The organism is Pseudomonas sp. TMW22090, assembly GCF_022496665.1.
Taxonomy (GTDB): Bacteria; Pseudomonadota; Gammaproteobacteria; order Pseudomonadales; family Pseudomonadaceae; genus Aquipseudomonas; species Aquipseudomonas gregormendelii.
Genome location: NZ_SCFH01000009.1, coordinates 224,866 through 244,140, shown reverse-complemented (window position 1 = coordinate 244,140; position 19,275 = coordinate 224,866). Strand labels below are relative to the sequence as shown.

The 19,275-nt window shown below is 61.7% G+C and carries 17 protein-coding genes; 15 read left to right on the top strand and 2 right to left on the bottom strand.

The window, feature by feature from the left end; all coding sequences use genetic code 11:
- Position 1: 1 nt before the first annotated feature.
- Positions 2 to 1,687 (bottom strand): ShlB/FhaC/HecB family hemolysin secretion/activation protein, encoded by a 1,686-nt coding sequence (locus EQV97_RS23845; protein ID WP_240890182.1) that lies wholly within the window; start codon positions 1,685 to 1,687, stop codon positions 2 to 4.
- 596 nt (positions 1,688 to 2,283) lie between these two features.
- Between EQV97_RS23845 and EQV97_RS23840 the strand changes: the two genes are divergently transcribed.
- Positions 2,284 to 3,849: a PAS domain-containing methyl-accepting chemotaxis protein gene (locus EQV97_RS23840; protein ID WP_240890181.1), complete on the top strand. Its 1,566-nt coding sequence runs from the start codon at positions 2,284 to 2,286 to the stop codon at positions 3,847 to 3,849.
- A 218-nt stretch (positions 3,850 to 4,067) separates the two neighbouring features.
- On the opposite strand, the gene EQV97_RS23835 is transcribed toward EQV97_RS23840, so the two are convergent.
- On the bottom strand, positions 4,068 to 4,745 hold the full coding sequence (locus EQV97_RS23835; RefSeq protein WP_240890180.1) for an alpha/beta family hydrolase: 678 nt from the start codon (positions 4,743 to 4,745) through the stop codon (positions 4,068 to 4,070).
- Between the two features lie 96 nt (positions 4,746 to 4,841).
- Here EQV97_RS23835 and ccoN (EQV97_RS23830) point away from each other — a divergent pair, with 96 nt between their 5' ends.
- The 14 genes from ccoN (EQV97_RS23830) (at position 4,842) to hemN (ending at position 19,259) form a co-directional block, all read left to right on the top strand.
- Entirely contained in the window at positions 4,842 to 6,266 is a 1,425-nt protein-coding gene (gene ccoN, locus EQV97_RS23830; protein WP_240890179.1) for a cytochrome-c oxidase, cbb3-type subunit I, read from the top strand.
- A 10-nt stretch (positions 6,267 to 6,276) separates the two neighbouring features.
- The gene (gene ccoO / locus EQV97_RS23825) at positions 6,277 to 6,885 is read left to right on the top strand and encodes a cytochrome-c oxidase, cbb3-type subunit II (RefSeq protein ID WP_045057425.1); all 609 of its coding nucleotides are present in this window, start codon (positions 6,277 to 6,279) and stop codon (positions 6,883 to 6,885) included.
- A complete protein-coding gene (locus EQV97_RS23820; RefSeq protein ID WP_045057424.1) occupies positions 6,886 to 7,086 on the top strand; it encodes a cbb3-type cytochrome c oxidase subunit 3 in 201 nt (66 codons plus the stop codon).
- Positions 7,083 to 8,036, top strand: a complete 954-nt coding sequence (ccoP, locus tag EQV97_RS23815; protein ID WP_225569178.1) for a cytochrome-c oxidase, cbb3-type subunit III — start codon at positions 7,083 to 7,085, stop codon at positions 8,034 to 8,036. Before EQV97_RS23820 ends, ccoP (EQV97_RS23815) begins: the two co-directional genes overlap by 4 nt.
- 482 nt (positions 8,037 to 8,518) lie before the next feature.
- Positions 8,519 to 9,961, top strand: a complete 1,443-nt coding sequence (gene ccoN, locus EQV97_RS23810; protein WP_122838118.1) for a cytochrome-c oxidase, cbb3-type subunit I — start codon at positions 8,519 to 8,521, stop codon at positions 9,959 to 9,961.
- Positions 9,961 to 10,569 (top strand): cytochrome-c oxidase, cbb3-type subunit II, encoded by a 609-nt coding sequence (ccoO, locus tag EQV97_RS23805; RefSeq protein WP_009042961.1) that lies wholly within the window; start codon positions 9,961 to 9,963, stop codon positions 10,567 to 10,569. The genes ccoN (EQV97_RS23810) and ccoO (EQV97_RS23805) overlap by 1 nt, the downstream gene beginning before the upstream one ends.
- A gap of 5 nt (positions 10,570 to 10,574) precedes the next feature.
- Positions 10,575 to 10,760 carry a CcoQ/FixQ family Cbb3-type cytochrome c oxidase assembly chaperone gene (locus EQV97_RS23800; RefSeq protein ID WP_003175465.1) on the top strand — a complete coding sequence of 62 codons (186 nt, stop codon included), beginning with the start codon at positions 10,575 to 10,577 and terminating at the stop codon, positions 10,758 to 10,760.
- A complete protein-coding gene (gene ccoP / locus EQV97_RS23795; RefSeq protein WP_122838117.1) occupies positions 10,757 to 11,740 on the top strand; it encodes a cytochrome-c oxidase, cbb3-type subunit III in 984 nt (327 codons plus the stop codon). The genes EQV97_RS23800 and ccoP (EQV97_RS23795) overlap by 4 nt, the downstream gene beginning before the upstream one ends.
- A 377-nt stretch (positions 11,741 to 12,117) precedes the next feature.
- Entirely contained in the window at positions 12,118 to 13,533 is a 1,416-nt protein-coding gene (gene ccoG / locus EQV97_RS23790; RefSeq protein ID WP_240890178.1) for a cytochrome c oxidase accessory protein CcoG, read from the top strand.
- Positions 13,534 to 13,544: 11 nt separating this feature from the next.
- Positions 13,545 to 14,084 (top strand): FixH family protein, encoded by a 540-nt coding sequence (locus tag EQV97_RS23785; RefSeq protein WP_045060275.1) that lies wholly within the window; start codon positions 13,545 to 13,547, stop codon positions 14,082 to 14,084.
- A 245-nt stretch (positions 14,085 to 14,329) separates the two neighbouring features.
- Positions 14,330 to 16,780 carry a heavy metal translocating P-type ATPase gene (locus EQV97_RS23780; protein WP_240890177.1) on the top strand — a complete coding sequence of 817 codons (2,451 nt, stop codon included), beginning with the start codon at positions 14,330 to 14,332 and terminating at the stop codon, positions 16,778 to 16,780.
- Positions 16,781 to 16,804: 24 nt separating this feature from the next.
- Complete coding sequence (ccoS, locus tag EQV97_RS23775) at positions 16,805 to 17,023, top strand: cbb3-type cytochrome oxidase assembly protein CcoS (RefSeq protein ID WP_045060277.1); 219 nt, start codon at positions 16,805 to 16,807, stop codon at positions 17,021 to 17,023.
- Complete coding sequence (locus EQV97_RS23770) at positions 17,016 to 17,699, top strand: sulfite exporter TauE/SafE family protein (RefSeq protein ID WP_122838114.1); 684 nt, start codon at positions 17,016 to 17,018, stop codon at positions 17,697 to 17,699. Before ccoS ends, EQV97_RS23770 begins: the two co-directional genes overlap by 8 nt.
- A gap of 177 nt (positions 17,700 to 17,876) precedes the next feature.
- Entirely contained in the window at positions 17,877 to 19,259 is a 1,383-nt protein-coding gene (gene hemN / locus EQV97_RS23765) for an oxygen-independent coproporphyrinogen III oxidase (protein WP_194690775.1), read from the top strand.
- Positions 19,260 to 19,275 lie beyond the last annotated feature (16 nt).

Sequence of the window (19,275 nt, the reverse complement as noted above, 5' to 3'; positions counted from 1 at the left end):
GTTACAGGAAGAAGTCCAGGCGAAAGTAGATCGGCGCTTCACGCTCCGTCATCGCGGCCGGGCGTTTCAGGGAATGGGCGAAGGTCACGCCGGCAGACAGGTGCTGGCCGCGGGCAAACAGCTCCAGCGAATGGCTGGAGAGCCGCCCGTGCTGATCACCGTTGTAGCGCTCGTGGGTAATTACGCCTTGGTCGTAGCCCAGGCTGGCGCCGTATTCGGCCAAGGCCGGGCGTAACCAGGCCAGGGTCAGCGGGCGCGCCCAGCGCAGGTCGTTGCGCCAGTAGGCGCCGCTGTCGCCGCTCAGCTGCTGGTCCTTGAAACCGCGCAGCGAGGACGCGCCGCCGAGGCTGATGCGTTGCGCGCTGAACAACACATCGTCGGTGTGCTGGCCGGTGACCAGGCTGGTGAAACTCAGGGACTCGCCCGCCAGGGTGAAAGGCTGCAGGTAACTGGCGGTGGCGGTGTACTTGCGAAAACGCGCCTCGGGTTCACCGGGGCCGGGATGCCCTGCGCTTTGCGCGTCGAAAGCGCCAATGCCCTGTTGCAGGCCCAGGTCGAAGTTGATGAAGGCGCTGGCGACCCGGCGACCGTGGTTGATGCCCCACTGCAGCTCGCTCAGCCGATTGCTGCTCAGGTCCAGGCGGCTGTCTTCGATGTAGGCGTTGGTGCGCAGGTGCGCGACACCGAGGCTCATCGAGGTTTTGCTTAAAGCGTCGCGATGGATCACCCGTTCTGCGCGCAGCAGGTGGTGCTGGCTGTCGCCCGATTGCTTGAAGTTGAAACCGTTGGCCTGGACCTGCGAGCGGTAATCGCTCTGGCTGTAGCTGTAGCTGAAGTTCCACCAACCCCAGGGCAGGCTGTAATAGAGCATGGCGTTTTGCGAGGTCTTGCGCCGATCGCTGACGGCATCGTGGCCACCGCGCAGCACCAGTTGATCAGCCAGGCCCAGGGGGCTGTCCCATTCCAGGGCGGTGCCCCATTGCTGTTCGCCAGTGGATTTTTGCCCGTCGTTGTTGCGCGACACGCTCGCGCGCCAGGGTTTTTGCGCCGTGTTCTCCACCCTGACGCGGGTGCCGCCCACCTGGGCGCCCGGCGCCAGTTCCATGCGGGCCTGGTTTGATGGCAACCGGTTGAGCTGGTCGACCAGTTGCTCGATCTGACGCAGGTTCAACAGCTCGCCATCGGCACCGGGAAACGCCATGGCCAGTTCACGCGCCGACAGTCCGCTGCCTTCTGCGCGGTCCACGCCTTCAAGCGTGCCTTCGACCACGAGCACCCTGAGGTGGCCGCTGGACAGGTCCTGTTGAGGCAAATAGGCGCGACTGGTGACCAGCCCGCTGGACAGGTAGTACTCGGTGATGACCTTGAGCAGCTCATTGAGCCGGGCCACGCCCAAGCATTGGCCGAGGTAGGGTTTAAGCAGGCGCAAACGCGCGCCGGCGGGCAGGTGCCCGGCGCCCTCGATGTCGATCGTGTCGATGGCAAAGCACCGGGAATCAGCAGGCATGGCCGGTTCGTCTGGCGTGCTCGGGCTGCCGGGCAGCGCTTTGAGCTCTTCCAGCCGCTGGCGCTGCTCTTGCAATAAGCGATTCTGGCGATCACGGATAATGTCCTGATCGCCGGGATTGGTAACGGGCGCGGCCAAAGTGCTGCTGATAACGCTTATATAAATAAACGAAACGCACATAAGGAATTGCGCCCTCGACAGTAATGAGGGCAACTTGGAGAACCGGGTAATAAACGAGGGGTGCTAAACTAACACTGTGATTGGTACTCGCCACCCCTTGAAACAATGCCGCTGGAGACAACGGGAACATTCCTACATACAGCGGTTAAGTTTTCCTACAGAACTTACTTACGCTTTGTTCCTGCATAGTTTTTTCGCCCAGTAGGTGCATTGCAGGCTCTATTCAATATTCACGCTATGCGTGAGGCTAAAAACAGTCAGTACATATTTAAGAGTCGTCGTCATTCTCAACTTTTATGAAGTCCGATCGCGGCCCGAGCCTTCGGCAGCTCCTACCGGGGGGCTTTGTTTCATTTCGCGGGATCTGGTTGGCTGGCAGGCAGCCATCGCTGGCAAGCCAGCTCCCACAATGGGCTTGGGTTCATTTCGCGAGATCTGGTGGCTGGCAGGCCGTCTTTGCTGGTGAGCCAGCTCCCACAATGGGCTTGGGTTCATTTTGCGGGATCTGGTGGTTGTGGGGCCGTGGGCAATAAAAAAACTCAACAAATTCCACGCCCTGCCGAAACCCTGTGAAAGCCTCACGGATTGAATATGCCATGCGTAATAACCAGCCCATCACTCAACGCGAACGGACCTTCCCGGCTCAGCAGCGGTTGATTTCCACCACTGATGCCAAGGGCGTGATTTCCTACTGTAACGACGACTTTGTCGAGATCAGCGGGTTTTCGCGTGAGGAACTGATCCGTGCGCCGCACAATCTGGTTCGTCATCCCGACGTGCCATCGGCGGTGTTCGCGCATATGTGGGGGACGCTCAAGCAGGGTCAGCCCTGGATGGGTATCGTCAAGAATCGCTGCAAGAGCGGTGATCACTATTGGGTTAACGCCTATGTGACGCCGATCTTCGAAGGCAATCAGGTAATTGGTTACGAGTCGGTGCGGGTCAAGCCGACGGCCGAGCAGATCCGTCGTGCCGAGGCGTTGTATCAGCGGCTCAATCAGGGCAAGTCGGCGGTGCCTGCCAGTGATAAGTGGCTGCCGGTTGTGCAGGACTGGTTGCCGTTCATTCTGGTGAGCCAGTTGAGTTTCATGATTGGCGCCACGCTGACGTCGCAGTGGGGCTTTGCCCTTGCCGCCGGGCTTTCGGTGCCGTTGGGCCTGATGGGCTTGAGCTGGCAGCAGCGCGGGTTGAAGCGCTTGTTGCGTTTGGCTGAGCAGACCACGTCCGATCCGTTGATTGCGCAGATGTACACCGACAGCCGTGGCGCACAGGCGCGGTTGGAGATGTCGATTTTGAGTCAGGAAGCGCGCCTGAAGACCTGCCTGACCCGTTTGCAGGACACGGCCGAGCATCTGACCGATCAGGCCAAACAGTCTGACACCCTGGCGCACAACAGTTCGACGGGCCTTGAGCGCCAGCGGGTTGAGACCGAGCAGGTCGCGACTGCGGTGAACCAGATGGCGGCGACGACCCAGGAAGTGGCCAGCCATGTGCAGCGCACGGCGGATGCGACCCAGGAAGCCAACCGCCTGACGGGGCGTGGTCGTACCATTGCCGGGGAAACCCGTGATGCGATTCAGCGGCTGTCGGTGGTGGTTGGGGAAACCGGGATGACGGTGACGCAGCTGGCCAAGGACAGTGACGAGATCGGTGGTGTGGTGGATGTGATCAAGGGTATCGCCGACCAGACCAACCTGCTGGCGCTGAACGCGGCGATCGAAGCGGCGCGCGCCGGGGAGATGGGTCGTGGGTTTGCGGTGGTGGCGGATGAGGTGCGGCAATTGGCGCAGCGGACCAGCGAGTCCACCGGGCAGATTCATGCCCTGATCGCCAAGCTGCAGCAGACGGCCAGTACCGCCGTGCAGACCATGGAAGCCGGGCATCGTCAGGCTGAGGAAGGTGTGGCGCGGGTGCTGGAGGCGGATCAGGCGTTGGTGGGGATCAGCGAAGCGGTGGCGAACATCACCGACATGACGACGCAGATTGCGGCGGCGACTGAGGAGCAAAGTGCTGTGGCTGAGGAGATCAGTCGCAATATCAGCAATATTTCGCAGCTGGCGGATCAGACGTCGGAGCAGGCGCAGCATTCGGCGTTGTTGAGTGAAGAGCTGACGAAGACGGCGAGTACGCAGTATTCGTTGGTTGAGCGGTTTAATCGGTAGGTCAAGGTCAAAAGATCGCAGCCTTCGGCAGCTCCTACGGGGGGGTGTATGAGCAGAAACCTGGGTAGCTTCCGGGTTTTTTGTGGCTGATCTGGAGGTGATGGTGCCTGTTGGGGCCTCATCGCGGGCAAGCCCGCTCCCACAGTGGATTGGGGTGCTGCACAAAACCTGTGGGAGCGGGCTTGCCCGCGATGAGGCCCATACAGCCACCGCAGGTGTCACAGAAGGAAATCGGCAACCTTCTGCGCAGCAGCGGCCAGATGCTGTTCGTGGGTATGCCCCGAGGCCTTCAGCGGCTTGAGGTCATGATCCCCCGCCACCAACCAGAACACCTCGATGCTCGATGACAATTTGTACCCCTCAACGGTCTCCCGGTTGCCCAGCGCATCCCGCTCGCCCTGCACAATCAGCGTACGGGTCTTCAAACCCGCCAGGTGTTCCACCCGCGGTTTCTCCGGCTTGCCCACTGCGTAGAACGGATACCCCAGGCACACCAGCGCATCCGCGCCCAGTTCATCCGCCAGCAAACTGGCCATCCGCCCGCCCATGGACTTGCCGCCAATGGCCAGGTTACCGGCGACATGGGGTCGCACCAGGGCATACACCTCGCGCCAGCACTCCAGCAGTTTCGGCGCCGGATTCGGTGGGCGTTTGCCGCCGTCGATACGCCGTTGCGCCATGTAGGGAAACTCGAAGCGCAGCACGTTGACCCCAAGCGCAGCAAGGCGCGCCGCCATGTCGTTCATCCAGGCGCTGTCCATCGGCGCGCCGGCGCCATGGGCGAGGATCAGGGTGGGCGAAGCCGCCGCTGGGGCGGCGTTCCATAACCAGCCTTTTTCCTGCACACACTGCGCCCATTGATCCCCGTCAATACTGGCCTTGTGCTCTTTGTCCATGCTTGCCTCGCTTTTAGTCTGCCTATAACTCCAGGCGAAGGACGCGCTGCCTTGTCGCACGCGTGCTCACTTCGGCTGAACCGTGGATGGGGAACCATGAACACTTCTATCAGTACCGCCTACAACTACAAGGTGGTCCGCCAATTCGCCATTATGACGGTGGTGTGGGGCATCGTCGGCATGGGGCTCGGGGTTTTTCTCGCGGCTCAATTGGTGTGGCCCGCGCTTAACTTCGATTTGCCGTGGACCAGCTTCGGGCGCCTGCGCCCGCTGCACACCAACGCGGTGATCTTCGCCTTCGGCGGTTGCGCCCTGTTCGCCAGTTCGTTTTATTCGGTGCAACGCACCTGCCAGACGCAATTGTTTGCGCCAAAAATTGCCGCGTTCTGCTTCTGGGGCTGGCAAGTGGTGATCCTGCTGGCGGCGATCAGCCTGCCGCTGGGTTACACCAGTTCCAAGGAATACGCCGAGCTGGAATGGCCGATCGACATTCTGATCACCATCGTCTGGGTCGCCTACGCGGTGGTGTTCTTCGGCACGATCATGCAGCGCAAGACCAAGCACATCTACGTCGGCAACTGGTTCTTCGGTGCGTTCATCATCACCGTGGCGATTCTGCACATCGTCAACAATCTTGAGCTGCCGGTGAGTTTCACCAAGTCCTATTCGGTGTATGCCGGTGCGACCGATGCGATGGTGCAGTGGTGGTACGGCCACAACGCCGTGGGCTTTTTCCTCACGGCCGGCTTCCTCGGCATGATGTATTACTTCGTGCCCAAGCAGGCCGAGCGGCCGGTGTATTCCTATCGCCTGTCGATCGTGCACTTCTGGGCGCTGATCACCCTGTACATCTGGGCAGGTCCCCACCACTTGCACTACACCGCGCTGCCGGACTGGGCGCAGTCGCTGGGCATGGTGATGTCGCTGATTCTGCTGGCTCCAAGCTGGGGCGGGATGATCAACGGCATGATGACCCTGTCGGGCGCCTGGCATAAGTTGCGCAGCGATCCGATCCTGCGCTTCCTGGTGGTCTCGCTGGCGTTCTACGGCATGTCGACCTTTGAAGGCCCGATGATGGCGATCAAGACCGTCAACGCCCTCTCCCACTACACCGACTGGACCATTGGCCACGTGCACGCCGGCGCACTCGGCTGGGTGGCGATGATTTCCATCGGCGCGCTGTATCACATGATCCCGAAAATCTTCGGTCGGGCGCAGATGCACAGCATCGGCCTGATCAACGCGCACTTCTGGCTCGCGACCATCGGCACCGTGCTGTACATCGCCTCGATGTGGGTCAACGGCATTGCCCAGGGCCTGATGTGGCGTGCGATCAACGAAGACGGCACGCTGACCTACTCCTTCGTCGAAACCCTGGTGGCCAGCCACCCGGGCTTCGTCGTGCGCCTGGTAGGCGGCGCGATCTTCCTGAGCGGCATGTTCCTGATGGCTTACAACACCTGGCGCACCGTACGGGCCTCGCAGCCTACCGACGTCGCCACTGCCGCGCAGATCGCCTGAGGAGTCCGCGATGAAACACGAAACAATCGAGAAAAACGTCGGCCTGCTCATGCTGTTGATGGTGCTGGCCGTGAGTATCGGCGGCCTGACCCAGATCGTGCCGCTGTTCTTCCAGGACGTGACCAATAAGCCGGTGGAAGGCATGAAGCCCTACACCGCGCTGCAGCTGGAAGGACGCGACATCTATATTCGGGAAGGTTGCGTGGGTTGCCATTCGCAGATGATCCGGCCGTTCCGCGCCGAAACCGAACGCTACGGGCACTACTCGGTGGCCGGCGAGAGTGTGTGGGATCACCCGTTCCTGTGGGGCTCCAAGCGTACCGGGCCGGACCTGGCCCGGGTCGGCGCCCGCTACTCGGATGACTGGCATCGCGCGCACTTGTACAACCCGCGCAACGTGGTGCCCGAGTCGAAGATGCCGGCCTACCCATGGCTGGTCACGCAGGCGGTCGACAGCAGCCATACCGAAACCAAGATCCGCACCATGCGCACCCTTGGCGTGCCGTACACCGATGACGACGTCAGCGGCGCGGTGGCCAGCCTGAAGGGCAAGACCGAGATGGACGCCCTGGTTTCTTACCTGCAAGTGCTCGGCACTGCCATCAAGAGCAAGAGGTGAGTGATGTTTGAGATGAGCACTGGAATGATCCGCGGCCTGGGCACGGTCGTGGTGTTCGTGGCCTTCGTCGGCCTGACGCTGTGGGTGTTCAACACCAAGCGCAATCCGGAATTCGCCGAAGCGCGCCTGCTGCCGTTCGCCGACGAGCCGCAACCTGACAGCCCACCAGAACCTGCAACAACAAGGAGTACCCGGTCATGACCACTTTCTGGAGTACGTGGATCTGCGTACTGACCATCGGCAGCCTGATCGGCCTGACCTGGCTGCTGATCGGCACGCGCAAGGGCGAGACCAAGGGCAGCGTCGACCAGACCATGGGCCACAGCTTCGACGGCATCGAGGAGTACGACAACCCGTTGCCGCAGTGGTGGTTCATGCTGTTCGCCGGCACGTTGGTGTTTGCCGTCGGTTACCTGGTGTTGTACCCGGGCCTGGGCAACTGGAAAGGCATCCTGCCCGGCTATGAAGATGGCTGGACCGGCGTGCACGAGTGGGAAAAGGAGATGAACAAGGCTGACGCGAAGTTTGGGCCGATCTACGCCAAATTCGCGTCGATGCCCGTGGAAGAAGTGGCCCAGGACCCGCAAGCACTGAAGATGGGTGGCCGCCTGTTCGCCTCCAACTGCTCGGTGTGCCACGGCTCGGATGCCAAGGGCGCGTTCGGCTTCCCCAACCTCGCCGACAGCAACTGGCGCTGGGGCGGCGATGCCGAGATGATCAAGACCACCATCATGGGCGGTCGCATGGCGGCGATGCCGGCCTGGGGCGAAATCCTCGGTGAAGCCGGCGTGAAGAACGTGGCCGCCTACGTGCGTCACGACTTGGCAGGGCTGCCATTGCCAGCGGATACCAAGGCCGACCTGCAAGCCGGCCAGCAAGCGTTCAGCACCACCTGCACGGCCTGTCACGGCGCGAGTGGCCAGGGCACCGAGGCCATGGGCGCGCCGAACCTGACGCACCCGGCCGGCTTTATCTATGGCACCAGCCTGACGCAGCTCGAGCAAACGATTCGTCATGGTCGCCAGGGCCACATGCCGGCGCAGAATGAGCTGCTGGGCAACGATAAGGTGCAACTGTTGGCGGCTTATGTGTACAGCTTGTCCCACGGTTTGAATACCGATCGTTTGCAGGCTGAAGGCAAACGCGAATAACTCTCGACCGCTCTACTGCCGCATTCGCCTGCATGCGGCAGTTCCCTGCCCCTTTGCGACCAAGTGTCGCACCCTTCCTTAGTACGCCTTTCGGTTCCCCGGATTCGGGTCTAAGCTTGCCCAGATGCGGACTGGCATGAGCCGGTTCCAGGTCGACCCGACGCGATGCGTTCGACGAATTCGCTCGATGACAGGCCGCAAAGGCTGGTAGATACCGGCTGTCGCGCAAATCGCCTGCTGTCCCCTGATCGTTGTGTTTGAACACACCCCGTTACATCTGACCTGACCCCCTCGCCTCTTTCGTCTGCTGCGACATTTTGTCCATGGGCAATTTTGTCCTTACGCGGCGCATGGAAAGGCCGCAGAATCAGCTTTTGAAAGCATTGACCCAGGTCATGGCGCGTTGCAATGACCCCCCGCTTTCTACATACTTGCGGCCGATTTTTACTCCTAATAAAACACCCAAACCGTGGAACCTTAGAATGAGCACAGCAATCAGTCCGACTGCTTATAACTATAAGGTAGTCCGCCAGTTCGCCATCATGACGGTGGTCTGGGGGATCCTTGGCATGGGGCTTGGTGTCTTCATCGCCTCGCAACTGGTATGGCCGGAATTAAACTTCGGTCTGCCATGGACGAGCTTTGGACGCCTTCGCCCGTTGCACACCAACCTGGTGATTTTCGCCTTCGGTGGTTGTGCACTGTTTGCCACTTCTTATTACGTCGTGCAGCGAACCTGCCAAACGCGACTGATTTCCGACAGCCTCGCCGCCTTCACCTTCTGGGGTTGGCAAGCGGTGATCGTCGGCGCCATCGTTACCTTGCCGCTGGGTTACACCACCACCAAGGAATACGCTGAGCTGGAATGGCCTTTGGCTATTCTGCTGGCCATCGTCTGGGTCACCTACGGTCTGGTGTTCTTCGGCACCATCACCAAGCGCAAGACCAAGCACATCTATGTGGGCAACTGGTTCTACGGTGCCTTCATCGTCGTGACGGCGATGCTGCACATCGTCAACCACGCTTCCCTGCCGGTCAGCTTCTTCAAGTCCTACTCGGCCTACGCCGGTGCGACGGATGCGATGATCCAGTGGTGGTACGGTCACAACGCGGTGGGCTTCTTCCTGACCACCGGCTTCCTGGGGATGATGTACTACTTCGTTCCGAAGCAGGCCGAGCGTCCGATCTACTCCTATCGCCTGTCCATCGTGCACTTCTGGGCGCTGATCACCCTGTACATCTGGGCCGGCCCGCACCACCTGCACTACACCGCACTGCCGGACTGGGCCCAGTCCCTGGGCATGGCGATGTCGATCATCCTGCTGGCTCCGAGCTGGGGCGGCATGATCAACGGCATGATGACCCTGTCGGGCGCCTGGCATAAGCTGCGCACCGACCCGATCCTGCGGTTCCTGGTGGTCTCCCTGGCGTTCTACGGCATGTCGACCTTCGAAGGCCCGATGATGGCGATCAAGACCGTGAACTCGCTGTCGCACTACACCGACTGGACCATTGGCCACGTACACGCCGGTGCGTTGGGCTGGGTGGCGATGATTTCGATCGGCGCGATCTACCACATGATCCCGAAACTGTTCGGTCGTGTGCAGATGCACAGCATCGGCCTGATCAACGCGCACTTCTGGCTCGCGACCATCGGTACCGTGCTCTACATCGCTTCGATGTGGGTCAACGGCATCACCCAGGGCCTGATGTGGCGTGCCATCAACGACGACGGCACCCTCACCTATTCGTTCGTCGAAGCGCTGCAAGCCAGCCACCCGGGCTTCATCGTTCGCGCCCTGGGCGGTGCGTTCTTCGCCAGCGGCATGCTGTTAATGGCCTACAACGTATGGCGTACCGTACGTGCCTCGAACCCGGCTGAAGCGGAAGCTGCCGAACAGATTGCTGTAGTTGGAGCTCACTGATGAAGCATGAAGCAGTCGAGAAGAATATTGGCCTGCTGGCCTTCTTCATGGTTATCGCCGTCAGTATCGGCGGCTTGACCCAGATCGTTCCGCTGTTTTTCCAGGACGTCACCAACAAGCCGGTAGAAGGCATGAAGCCGCGTACCGCCCTTGAACTGGAAGGCCGCGACGTGTACATCGCCAACGGTTGTGTCGGCTGCCACTCGCAGATGATCCGCCCGTTCCGTGCTGAAACCGAACGCTACGGCCACTACTCGGTCGCCGGTGAAAGCGTCTGGGACCACCCGTTCCTGTGGGGTTCCAAGCGTACCGGCCCGGACCTGGCCCGTGTTGGCGGTCGTTACTCCGATGACTGGCAGCGTGCGCATTTGTACAACCCGCGCAACGTAGTGCCCGAGTCGAAAATGCCGGCCTACCCGTTCCTCGTGGAAAACAAGCTCGACGGCAAAGACACCGCCAAGAAAATGGAAGTCTTGCGCACGCTCGGCGTTCCTTACACCGACGAAGACATCGCCGGTGCCAAGGATGCTGTGAAGGGCAAAACCGAAATGGACGCGCTGGTGGCCTATCTGCAAGGCCTGGGCACCATCATCAAAAGCAAACGGTGATTTAGATGGATATCGGGATGATTCGTGGCCTGGGCACCGTTGTCGTGATGGTGGCCTTCATCGGTCTGGCGCTGTGGGTGTTCAGCCCCAAGCGCAAGTCGGAGTTTGAAGACGCTACCTTGCTGCCTTTCGCGGATGATCCCGAAGCCATCAAGCACGTCGAGCAAGCTTCTAGGAGTAACAAAGAATGACTACGTTCTGGAGTCTGTACGTCACAGTCCTCAGTCTGGGCACCATCTTCGCCCTGACCTGGCTGCTGCTGTCCACCCGCAAGGGCCAGCGCGCCGAGCAGACGGAAGAAACGGTTGGGCACTCCTTCGACGGGATCGAGGAGTACGACAACCCGCTGCCGAAATGGTGGTTCATGCTGTTCGTGGGCACCATCATCTTCGCCCTCGGCTACCTGGTGCTCTACCCGGGCCTGGGCAACTGGAAAGGCCTGCTGCCAGGTTACAACTACCTGGATAACGAAAAGCAGACCGCGTTCGCCAACGGCCAGACCGGCTGGACCGGCGTGCACGAGTGGGAAAAGGAAATGGCCAAGTCGGACGCGCGTTTCGGCCCGATCTTCGCCAAGTTCGCTTCCATGCCTATCGAAGAAGTGGCCAAGGATCCGCAAGCACTGAAAATGGGTGGCCGCCTGTTCGCCTCCAACTGCTCGGTGTGCCACGGTTCCGACGCCAAGGGTGCCTACGGCTTCCCGAACCTGACCGACGCCGACTGGCGCTGGGGCGGCGAGCCCGAAACCATCAAGACCACCATCATGGGCGGTCGTCACGCAGTGATGCCGGCGTGGGCTGAAGTGATTGGCGAGCAAGGCGTGGCGGACGTGGCTGCCTACGTGCTGACCAACCTCGATGGCCGCAAGCTGCCGGAAGGCGCCAAGGCTGACCCTGCTGCCGGGCAGAAGCTGTTCGCGGCCAACTGCGTGGCGTGCCACGGTCCGGCCGGTAAAGGTACCCCGGCAATGGGTGCACCTGACCTGACCCACCCGGGCGCGTTCATCTACGGTTCGAGCTTCGCGCAACTGCAGCAGACCATCCGTTACGGCCGCCAGGGCCAGATGCCTGCTCAGGAACAGCTGCAAGGCAACGACAAGGTTCACCTGCTGGCCGCTTACGTCTACAGCTTGTCTCACGGTGAGAAAGCTCCGGCGGAAGATGCCCAGTAACCTTTGATGCAATAAAAACGGCCCTGCCCATGTGAATGGGCGGGGCCGTTTTGTTTATGGCCTATGCTCGCTTAACGCTTCACCTGTCGGAGCGGCAAGATCAAAAGATCGTCCGATCGCGGCCCGAGCCTTCGGCAGCTCCTACGGGGATTGAATTTACGGTCATGGGAGGGCCCTGGCGCTGCGAAAACCGGCCATGACTCACAAGTCAATTGATTCAAGTCATTACACCATCGGATAAATTCTCCCAACGTGACCAAAGGTCGCACCCTCGGACTAGAGCTACAGGCGTATCATTGCGCCACTGCAATACCTCTTTTTGACCGCGGTCGGCATGTACTGACCGGGGCATTTTTCCACTGCCGTGGGATGCAATGATGAGCAACCAGATACCGGTACACGACGTCACGCCACCCACCAAGAACGCGAATAACAGCGTCGACCTCTACGCCTCTCGAGAAAAGATCTACACCCGTGCTTTCACCGGCCTGTTCCGCAACCTGCGGATGATGGGCGGCGCGCTGCTGTTCCTGCTGTATTTCGGTACGGTATGGCTCAACTGGGGCGGGCACCAGGCGGTCTGGTGGAACCTGCCGGAGCGTAAATTCTTCATCTTCGGCGCCACGTTCTGGCCGCAGGATTTCATCCTGCTGTCCGGGATCCTGATCGTCAGCGCCTTCGGCCTGTTCTTCATCACCGTGTACGCCGGGCGAGTCTGGTGCGGCTATACCTGCCCGCAAAGCGTCTGGACCTGGATTTTCATGTGGTGCGAGAAGGTCACCGAAGGCGACCGCAACCAGCGCATCAAGCTCGACAAGGCGCCGATGAACGCCAACAAGCTGCTGCGCAAGCTCAGCAAGCACTCGCTGTGGCTGTTGATCGGCTTTGTCACCGGCATGACCTTTGTCGGGTATTTCTCGCCGATCCGCGAGCTGACCATCGACTTCTTCACCGGCCAGGCGGATGGCTGGTCGTATTTCTGGGTCGGGTTCTTCACCCTGGCCACCTACGGCAACGCCGGCTGGTTGCGCGAGCAGGTGTGCATCTACATGTGCCCGTATGCGCGTTTCCAGAGTGTGATGTTCGACAAGGATACGCTGATCGTCTCCTACGACCCGCGCCGGGGTGAAAGCCGGGGCCCGCGCAAGAAAGGCGTCGACTACAAGGCCCTGGGCCTGGGCGACTGCATCGACTGCACCATGTGCGTCCAGGTGTGCCCCACCGGCATCGACATTCGCGACGGCCTGCAGATCGAATGCATTGGCTGCGCAGCGTGCATCGATGCCTGCGACAGCATCATGGACAAGATGGAGTACCCGCGCGGCCTGATCAGCTACACCACCGAGCACAACCTGTCCGGCCAGAAAACCAATAAGCTGCGCCCGCGCCTGATTGGCTATGCCGTGGTGTTGCTGGCGATGATCGGCTTGCTGATGGCGGCCTTCTTCATGCGTTCGCTGGTGGGTTTCGACGTCAGCAAGGACCGTGTGCTGTACCGCGAGAACGCCGAAGGGCGGATCGAAAACGTGTACAGCCTGAAGATCATGAACAAAGACCAGCGTGACCACACCTACCTGCTTGAAGCGACCGGCCTGCCGGACCTGCGGCTGCAAGGCAAGCGTGAGATCAAGGTCGCTGCCGGGGAAATTTTCAGCCAGCCGGTGGAATTGTCCAGCGCGCCGGAGCAATTGCCATCGAGCACCAACGAGGTGAAATTCATCCTCAAGGATGCCGATGACGACAGCGTCCACGTTGAAGCCAAGAGCCGATTCATCGGCCCACAAATTCGTTGAGAGAAGTGAACATGCCTGCAGCAAATACGACGAGCCCCTGGTACAAGCACCTCTGGCCGTGGATCATCATCGCCATCCTGGCCTGCTCGGTGACCCTGACCCTGTCGATGGTGACCATTGCGGTGAACAACCCGGACAACCTGGTCAACGACAACTATTACGAGGCCGGCAAGGGCATCAACCGTTCGCTTGATCGCGAACTGCTGGCACAGACCCTGAAACTGCGCGCCAGCGTGCACCTGGACGGGATGACGGGCGAAGTCGACCTGCACCTGACCGGCGACAGCCAGCCAAAAACCCTGGAACTGAACCTGATCTCGCCGACCCAGCCGGAAAAGGATCGCAAGATCACCCTGACCCACAGCGACACCGAGGCCGGCCGCTACATTGGCCAGGTGAACGACAAGGTTGAAGGGCGTCGGTTTGTCGAGCTGCTGGGCGTGGAAAACGACAAGACCTGGCGCATGTTCGAAGAAGAACAGGTCAGCCATGACAAGGACCTGCTGCTGGGCGACGAGCCGCTGCAGGGTGCGGAAGACTTGAAGAAATAAGCCTGCGCATGCTGCCTGTGGCGCTGCCGTCGGAGCTGTCGTAGGAGCTGTCGTAGGAGCTGTCGAGTGAAACGAGGCTGCGATCTTTTGATGTTGTTTTTTCGAGCAAGATCAAAAGATCGCAGCCTCGTTTCCCTCGGCAGCTCCTACAGGGTTCGACAAATTCAACAGGTTTAACAAGTGCAACAGGCTCAACAGTTTCAACTCACCGGCATCTGCTCAGCCCAGACGATTTAGACTCCCCCATGACCACACCAACCCCCTGCTACCACTGCGCCCTCCCCGTCCCGGGCGGCAGCCGCTTCACCGCCATTGTGCTGGGGCAAACCCGCGAGTTCTGCTGCCCGGGTTGCCAGGCCGTGGCCGAAGCCATCGTGGCCGGGGGGCTGGAAAGTTATTACCAGCATCGCAGCGAAGCATCGGCCAACCCCGAAGCCCTGCCGGTGCAGCTGGTGGACGAACTGGCGCTGTACGACCGCGCTGACGTGCAGGCGCCGTTCGTGCGTCATGAAGGCGAGCTGGCCGAAACCACCCTGCTGATGGAAGGCATCAGTTGCGCGGCCTGTGGCTGGCTGATCGAAAAACACCTGCGCGCCCTGCCTGGCGTCGCCGAAGCCCGGCTCAATCTGTCGAACCATCGCCTGCATGTACGCTGGGCCGATGCGCAGTTGCCGCTGAGCCAGGTCCTCGGCGAACTGCGCCACATCGGCTACGCCGCTCACCCCTATCAGGCCGACCGCGCCAGTGAACAACTGGCCAGCGAAAACCGCCTGGCCCTGCGCCAACTCGGCGTCGCCGGCCTGCTGTGGTTCCAGGCGATGATGGCGACCATGGCCACCTGGCCCGAATTCAACATCGACCTGAGCCCCGAGCTGCACACCATCCTGCGCTGGGTCGCGCTGTTTCTGACCACGCCGATCGTGTTCTACAGCTGTGCGCCATTCTTCAAAGGTGCCATGCGCGACCTGCGCACCCGCCACCTGACCATGGACGTCTCGGTCTCGCTGGCCATCGGCAGCGCCTACCTGGCCGGGATCTGGACATCGATCACTGGCGTCGGCGAACTGTATTTCGACGCGGTGGGCATGTTCGCCCTGTTCCTGCTGGCCGGACGCTACCTGGAACGCCGCGCCCGGGAGCGCACCGCCGCCGCCACCGCGCAACTGGTCAACCTGTTGCCTGCCTCGTGCCTGCGCCTGGGTGCGGACGGCCAGAGCGAGCGCATCCTGCTCAGCGAATTGCGCCTGGGCGATCAGGTGCTGGTGCATCCCGGCGCTATCCTGCCGGCCGATGGCAGGATTCTCGACGGACAGTCCAGCGTCGACGAGTCCCTGCTCACCGGCGAGTACCTGCCGCAACCGCGCACCCTGGGCGATGCGGTGACCGCGGGAACACTGAACGTCGAGGGCGCGCTGACCGTTGAAGTCCTGGCACTCGGCCAGGACACGCGCCTGTCGGCCATCGTCCGCCTGCTGGACCGTGCCCAGGCGGAAAAACCGCGCCTGGCGGAAATCGCCGACCGCGCCGCCCAGTGGTTTTTGCTGTTGTCGTTGATCGCTGCCGCCGTGATCGGCCTGGTGTGGTGGGAGCTGGACTCATCGCGGGCCTTCTGGATCGTGCTGGCCATGCTCGTGGCGACCTGCCCGTGCGCCTTATCCCTGGCGACGCCGACGGCGCTCACTGCGGCCACGGGCACCTTGCACAAGCTGGGCCTGTTGCTGACCCGCGGGCATGTGCTGGAAGGCCTGAATCAGATCGACACGGTGATTTTCGACAAGACCGGCACCCTCACCGAAGGGCGCCTGGCCCTGCGTTCGATCCGCCCCCTCGGTGCGCTCGACAGTGACCAGTGCCTGGGCCTGGCGGCGGCGCTGGAGAACCGTTCCGAACATCCAATTGCGCGGGCGTTTGGTCGCGCGCCGCTGGCCGCCGAGGAAGTGCACAGCACGCCGGGGCTGGGGCTCGAAGGCCTGGTGGGCGAGCAGCGCCTGCGCATTGGCCAGCCAAGTTTTGTCTGCGAACTGAGTGGCGCAGCAGTGCCGGCGATGCCCGATGAACCTGGCCAGTGGTTACTGCTTGGCGACGCGCATGGCCCCCTGGCCTGGTTTGTCCTCGACGACCGCCTGCGCGCCGATGCGCCGGCACTGTTGGCGGCATGCAAAGCCCGGGGCTGGCGCACGCTGCTGCTGTCCGGCGACAGTTCGCCCATGGTCGCCAGCGTTGCCGCCGAGCTGGGCATCGATGAAGCCCGGGGCGGCCTGCGCCCGGATGACAAGCTGCAGGTGCTGCAACAGTTGCACCGCGAAGGGCGAAAGGTGTTGATGCTCGGCGACGGGGTCAACGACGTGCCGGTGCTGGCCGCCGCCGACATCAGTGTCGCCATGGGCTCGGCCACTGACCTGGCGAAAACCAGCGCCGACGCCGTGCTGCTCTCCAACCGCCTGGACGCGCTGGTGCAGGCGTTCAGCCTGGCGCGGCGGACCCGGCGGGTGATCATCGAGAATCTATTGTGGGCCGGGTTGTACAATGGCCTCATGTTGCCCTTCGCTGCCCTCGGCTGGATCACCCCGGTGTGGGCGGCGGTCGGCATGTCCATCAGTTCGTTGACCGTGGTGCTCAATGCCCTGCGCCTGACTCGCCTGCCGAGCTCGCCGGCCATCAGCGCCACGCCACAAACCCGCCCGCTGCCGGCCTGAGCCGCGCGGGCATGGAGTGAACCCATGCCAGCCTTATACGTGATGATCCCGGCCGCGCTGCTGATCGTGGGCATTGCGATCTACATTTTCTTCTGGGCCGTCGACAGCGGCCAGTACGACGACCTCGACGGCCCGGCCCACAGCATTCTGTTCGACGACCAGGACCCCAAGCACACGGCTGCAGTCGACGAGGCCAGCGGTCACGTGGACAAGCCTGAAGACAAGGCCCCGCCCCATGCTTGAATTGGCACCCCTGCTGGTGTCTGCCGTGATCCTGGGCCTGCTCGGTGGCGGTCATTGCCTGGGCATGTGCGGCGGCCTGATGGGCGCCCTGACCCTGGCGATTCCCAAGGAGCAGCGCAGCCGGCGCTTTCGGCTGCTATTGGCGTACAACCTGGGGCGAATCCTCAGTTATGCGACCGCTGGACTGCTGATCGGCCTGGCGGGCTGGGCGGTGGCCAACAGCCCGGCGGCGATGTTCATGCGGGTGCTTGCCGGGTTGCTGCTGATCGCCATGGGCCTGTACCTGGCCGGTTGGTGGAGCGGCCTGACCCGCATTGAAAGCCTCGGTCGCGGCCTGTGGCGGCATATCCAGCCGGTTGCCAGCAAACTCCTGCCGGTCTCCAGCCTGCCCCGGGCTTTGCTGCTGGGCGCCCTCTGGGGCTGGTTGCCGTGCGGCCTGGTCTACAGCACGTTGCTGTGGGCGGCGAGCCAGGGTAATGCGCTGGACAGTGCATGGCTGATGCTCGCGTTTGGGCTGGGGACCTGGCCGGTGCTGCTGGCCACTGGGCTGGCGGCCGAACGCGTTACCGCGTTATTGCGCAAGCGCAGTGTGCGCATGGCCGGGGGGTTGCTGGTGATATTGTTCGGGCTGTGGACCTTGCCGGGGCCGCATCAGCATTGGTTGATGGGGCATTAGGATCAAAAGATCGCAGCCTTCGGCAGCTCCTACAGGGTGTACGCAAATCCCATTGTAGGAGCTGCCGCAGGCTGCGATCTTTTGATCTTAATCCTCTTGATGCAAATCAAGATGCCCCATTGCCCCACCCCCTAGACTCGCCAACACTGCCAGCCTATCCGGGGGAATGCCCGCATGATGCTCGACGCCATTCGTTGGGACACCGATCTGATCCGCCGCTATGACCTGGCGGGACCGCGCTACACCTCCTATCCGACCGCCGCGCAATTCGACGCCACTATCGGCAGCTTCGACCTGTTCCATGCCCTGCGCGATAGCCGCAAGGCGCTGCGGCCGTTGTCGCTGTATGTGCACGTGCCGTTCTGCGCGAACATCTGCTACTACTGCGCCTGCAACAAGGTCATCACCAAGGACCGCGGCCGCGCACACGCCTATTTGCAGCGCCTGGAGCAGGAGATCCAGCTGATCGCCTGCCACCTCGACCCGACACAAAAGGTCGAGCAACTGCACTTCGGCGGCGGTACCCCGACGTTTCTCAGCCATGACGAGCTGCGCCAGCTGATGGCGCAACTGCGCAAGCATTTCAATTTGCTCGACGACGACTCCGGCGACTACGGCATCGAGATCGACCCGCGTGAAGCCGACTGGTCAACCATGGGCCTGCTGCGCGAACTGGGGTTCAACCGCGTCAGCATCGGCCTGCAGGACCTGGACCCTGCCGTGCAGCGAGCCGTCAATCGCCTGCAGAGCCTGGAGGAAACCCGCGCAGTGATCGACGCCGCGCGCACCCTGCAGTTTCGCTCGATCAACATCGACCTGATCTACGGCTTGCCAAGACAAACGCCGGACAATTTTGCCCGCACCGTCGAGGAAGTCATCGCGCTGCAGCCGGATCGGCTGTCGGTGTTCAACTACGCCCACCTGCCCGAACGCTTCATGCCCCAGCGGCGGATCAACAGCAACGAGTTGCCGACCCCGGCGCAGAAGCTGGAAATGCTGCAGCGCACCATCGAACAACTGACCGCCGCCGGGTACCGCTACATCGGCATGGACCACTTCGCCCTGCCCGACGACGAGCTGGCAATCGCCCAGGAAGAATCAACCCTGCAACGCAATTTCCAGGGCTACACCACCCACGGTCACTGCGATCTGGTTGGCCTGGGCGTATCTGCCATTAGCCAGATCGGCGATCTGTACAGCCAGAACAGCAGCGACCTGAATCTCTACCAGAACGCTCTCGCCACTTCTCAACTGGCGACCAGCCGCGGCCTGCTGTGCAATGCCGATGATCGGGTGCGCCGTGCGGTGATCCAACAGCTGATTTGTCGCTTCAGCCTGGAGTTCGCCGAGATCGAGCAGGCATTCAACATCGATTTTCGTGGCTACTTCGGCGAACTTTGGCCGCAATTGCAGACGATGGCCAAGGACGGCCTGATCGAGCTCGACAACGATCGCATCACCGTACTGCCCGCCGGGCGATTGCTGGTGCGCTCGGTGTGCATGGTGTTCGACCGTTATCTGGGACAACACAACCGCGAGCGGTTTTCCAAGGTGATCTAATGACCTGGGTCAAATC

What these genes read in the sequence shown, in the direction of transcription:
- EQV97_RS23845 (WP_240890182.1), bottom strand. Translation starts at nt 1,687, where the DNA reads ATGTGCGTTTCGTTTATTTATATAAGCGTTATCAGCAGCACTTTGGCC.
- EQV97_RS23835 (WP_240890180.1), bottom strand. Translation starts at nt 4,745, where the DNA reads ATGGACAAAGAGCACAAGGCCAGTATTGACGGGGATCAATGGGCGCAG.
- EQV97_RS23770 (WP_122838114.1), top strand. Translation starts at nt 17,016, where the DNA reads ATGCTTGAATTGGCACCCCTGCTGGTGTCTGCCGTGATCCTGGGCCTG.
- ccoN (WP_122838118.1), top strand. Translation starts at nt 8,519, where the DNA reads ATGAGCACAGCAATCAGTCCGACTGCTTATAACTATAAGGTAGTCCGC.
- EQV97_RS23780 (WP_240890177.1), top strand. Translation starts at nt 14,330, where the DNA reads ATGACCACACCAACCCCCTGCTACCACTGCGCCCTCCCCGTCCCGGGC.
- ccoN (WP_240890179.1), top strand. Translation starts at nt 4,842, where the DNA reads ATGAACACTTCTATCAGTACCGCCTACAACTACAAGGTGGTCCGCCAA.
- ccoS (WP_045060277.1), top strand. Translation starts at nt 16,805, where the DNA reads ATGCCAGCCTTATACGTGATGATCCCGGCCGCGCTGCTGATCGTGGGC.
- EQV97_RS23800 (WP_003175465.1), top strand. Translation starts at nt 10,575, where the DNA reads ATGGATATCGGGATGATTCGTGGCCTGGGCACCGTTGTCGTGATGGTG.
- EQV97_RS23840 (WP_240890181.1), top strand. Translation starts at nt 2,284, where the DNA reads ATGCGTAATAACCAGCCCATCACTCAACGCGAACGGACCTTCCCGGCT.
- ccoO (WP_045057425.1), top strand. Translation starts at nt 6,277, where the DNA reads ATGAAACACGAAACAATCGAGAAAAACGTCGGCCTGCTCATGCTGTTG.
- ccoG (WP_240890178.1), top strand. Translation starts at nt 12,118, where the DNA reads ATGAGCAACCAGATACCGGTACACGACGTCACGCCACCCACCAAGAAC.
- EQV97_RS23785 (WP_045060275.1), top strand. Translation starts at nt 13,545, where the DNA reads ATGCCTGCAGCAAATACGACGAGCCCCTGGTACAAGCACCTCTGGCCG.
- ccoO (WP_009042961.1), top strand. Translation starts at nt 9,961, where the DNA reads ATGAAGCATGAAGCAGTCGAGAAGAATATTGGCCTGCTGGCCTTCTTC.
- ccoP (WP_225569178.1), top strand. Translation starts at nt 7,083, where the DNA reads ATGACCACTTTCTGGAGTACGTGGATCTGCGTACTGACCATCGGCAGC.
- hemN (WP_194690775.1), top strand. Translation starts at nt 17,877, where the DNA reads ATGCTCGACGCCATTCGTTGGGACACCGATCTGATCCGCCGCTATGAC.
- ccoP (WP_122838117.1), top strand. Translation starts at nt 10,757, where the DNA reads ATGACTACGTTCTGGAGTCTGTACGTCACAGTCCTCAGTCTGGGCACC.